This window comes from Kineococcus mangrovi (assembly GCF_041320705.1).
Lineage (GTDB): Bacteria > Actinomycetota > Actinomycetes > Actinomycetales > Kineococcaceae > Kineococcus > Kineococcus mangrovi.
In genome coordinates this window covers 1-2,897 of the sequence record NZ_JBGGTQ010000018.1, presented here as the reverse complement: position 1 = coordinate 2,897, position 2,897 = coordinate 1, and the positions used below count along the sequence as shown (strand labels likewise).

General features: G+C 71.0%; 3 protein-coding genes. 1 reads left to right on the top strand and 2 read right to left on the bottom strand.

Annotation, left to right across the window (positions count from 1 at the left end; all coding sequences use genetic code 11):
- The coding region (locus AB2L28_RS20715; protein WP_370720896.1) for a protein rep at window positions 1-1,209 on the bottom strand (1,209 nt) is incomplete at its 3' end.
- Between the two features lie 472 nt (window positions 1,210-1,681).
- On the opposite strand from AB2L28_RS20715, the gene AB2L28_RS20710 reads away from it, so the two are divergent.
- The gene (locus tag AB2L28_RS20710) at window positions 1,682-1,816 is read left to right on the top strand and encodes a hypothetical protein (protein WP_370720895.1); all 135 of its coding nucleotides are present in this window, start codon (window positions 1,682-1,684) and stop codon (window positions 1,814-1,816) included.
- Window positions 1,817-2,002: 186 nt separating this feature from the next.
- Here AB2L28_RS20710 and AB2L28_RS20705 read toward each other — a convergent pair.
- The coding region (locus AB2L28_RS20705) for a rep family protein (protein ID WP_503167933.1) at window positions 2,003-2,897 on the bottom strand (895 nt) is incomplete at its 5' end.

Genomic DNA, 2,897 nt, shown 5'->3' with positions numbered 1-2,897 from the left:
GCTCCGCTGGGGTGGTGGTGCGAGGAAGGGGATCGAGTGGTCGTCGAGCAGCTGGCGCAGCAGCGATGGTGAGTGCTCGGCAGCGTCGAGCACCTTCGGGATCACGGGGGGGTGCTGGACCAGGTAGGACCAGCCGTCGGCGGTGATGAGCACGAGGTCTTCGCCGTGGTGGTCCTGGCCGGCGATGTCCTCGTCGGAGCGTTCGGGGGCCGCGCCCAGGAGGTCGCGGCGGAGGCCGGGGGACCACATCAGCTGCTTGCGGCCCTTGGAGACCCGCTCCCACTCGTGCCAGCGGTCCAGGGCGTCGGCGTCGCCTTTCTCGACGTCGGTGAGCAGGTCCCAGACCGGACGGGTCGCGTGGACGTCCCGAGCCTGCTTGGACTGGGTGTGGGTGAGCTCCAGGCCGAGCGCGTCAGCGTCGCGGCCGGACTCGTCCATCTTGGCGAGGTAGTCGGCCAGGGCCGAGTCCCGCACGTCGCGGATGACGCGGACGTCCTGGCCCACAGCCAGGGGAGCCGGGAGACCCTGCCGGACGACGGCCCGGGACCAGCGAGCTGCCGACCAACCGCCGAAGTCGGCCACCTGGTCGTCGGAGACGTCCCCGGAGATGAACAGCAGCGCGTGGACGTGGACGTGCCAGCCGTTGTCTCCGGTGGTCGTCTCGACCACGCGGACCAGGCCGTGCAGGCCCAGAGCCGTCTTCCGGGTCTGCCACGCCTTCCCGCCCAGCATGGAGCGCCAGGCACCGGCCAGGCCGTCCCACAGCTGCGCGAGCTGGTGCCCACGGTGGTGGCGGAGGGTGCGAGTCACGAAGAGGACCGCGCCGCCGCGAGCCATCCAGGCCGCGACAGCAGCCCCGACTTCGAGACGGCGGACGGCGGCGATCTTCGCGTTGCAGACCGGGCAGGCCCAGGGCGAGCCGCAGGTCGTCAGACCGGAGAAGCCCGCGCCGTTGGGACCACGGCGGACGGCCACGAGGTCGCCGCGGCGGACCCGACCGCACTTCCGGACCCGCGAGAGCGAGGACTCACGCCACAGCAGCGACCTGCGCCGGTAGCGCCGGGAGCGGGATGCCTGCCGTCTCTCCGCCCGCCTGGGGGAGAAAGAGGGTGAAACAGTGCCCGCGTAGTTCTCCAGGGACGGGTCCAGCGTCGTGATCACCGCAGGAGGCTGCGGTGCGATCGGTGCTTGCGTCGCGGGCTCGACCATGACCGAGCCATCGACCGCGGGCCTGGTGGAACTCAGGTCAGGGACAAGCTGCCGCGGACCTCTGGTCGCTGCGCTCCCGCCGGCCCTTGCCGCTGGACCAACCGGGGCGCCCAGAAGGTCATCCGGGCGTGGTTGATGCGCTATGCGCGGAGACGCGCCTACGCTTGGAGAAGCCACTGAACACCGCTGCAGACGGTCGAGGTGGAAGGAACCCCGTTGGCCTTGCCGGGCCTGCGGGGTTCCGTGCTGTCTGGGGCAGCTTCGTGGTCAGCAAGCGCGTGATCGTGGAGGCGCGCCGGAAAGAACCACCCGATCGTCCAGAGCAGCTCAGGGAAGCGGCGCAGAAGCGGAGACCCGGTCACCCAGGCGCCAGCATCCAGGCTCTGTTGATGAGGACGAGTGCCGTACCTCCAACGTCCCCGCACCAGTACATCCCGGGAACGCACGGTGCGTCCCAGGGATGGAGACACAGATGGACAAGATGCTGTTGGTGACGCTGCTGGCGTTGCTGGCCGGAACGGCGACCTTGGTCGTGACGACAGTGGGCGTGGTCGTAACGACGCTGGGCGTGGTCGTGGCGGTGGTGGGGGTGATGGTCGGTACCTGAGAGCCGAACCGCCGAAACGGGTCAGCCGGTAGCGGTTCCGACGCCGCCCCGCACGAGTGCGGGGCGGCCGGTGCGGTCCTCCCGCTTCGCAGGTGCGGTCCGCCCGGACACCCCGGCTCGGCCGTCCGATTGGGCTCGACCAAAGCCACCGCAACTACCGCGGAGCAAGCTGTACAGATGGGTGCCCTAACCGGGCTCGCTCCGCTGGGGTGGTGGTGCGAGGAAGGGGATCGAGTGGTCGTCGAGCAGCTGGCGCAGCAGCGATGGTGAGTGCTCGGCAGCGTCGAGCACCTTCGGGATCACGGGGGGGTGCTGGACCAGGTAGGACCAGCCGTCGGCGGTGATGAGCACGAGGTCTTCGCCGTGGTGGTCCTGGCCGGCGATGTCCTCGTCGGAGCGTTCGGGGGCCGCGCCCAGGAGGTCGCGGCGGAGGCCGGGGGACCACATCAGCTGCTTGCGGCCCTTGGAGACCCGCTCCCACTCGTGCCAGCGGTCCAGGGCGTCGGCGTCGCCTTTCTCGACGTCGGTGAGCAGGTCCCAGACCGGACGGGTCGCGTGGACGTCCCGAGCCTGCTTGGACTGGGTGTGGGTGAGCTCCAGGCCGAGCGCGTCAGCGTCGCGGCCGGACTCGTCCATCTTGGCGAGGTAGTCGGCCAGGGCCGAGTCCCGCACGTCGCGGATGACGCGGACGTCCTGGCCCACAGCCAGGGGAGCCGGGAGACCCTGCCGGACGACGGCCCGGGACCAGCGAGCTGCCGACCAACCGCCGAAGTCGGCCACCTGGTCGTCGGAGACGTCCCCGGAGATGAACAGCAGCGCGTGGACGTGGACGTGCCAGCCGTTGTCTCCGGTGGTCGTCTCGACCACGCGGACCAGGCCGTGCAGGCCCAGAGCCGTCTTCCGGGTCTGCCACGCCTTCCCGCCCAGCATGGAGCGCCAGGCACCGGCCAGGCCGTCCCACAGCTGCGCGAGCTGGTGCCCACGGTGGTGGCGGAGGGTGCGAGTCACGAAGAGGACCGCGCCGCCGCGAGCCATCCAGGCCGCGACAGCAGCCCCGACTTCGAGACGGCGGACGGCGGCG

What these genes read in the sequence shown, in the direction of transcription:
- AB2L28_RS20710 (WP_370720895.1), top strand. Translation starts at nt 1,682, where the DNA reads ATGGACAAGATGCTGTTGGTGACGCTGCTGGCGTTGCTGGCCGGAACG.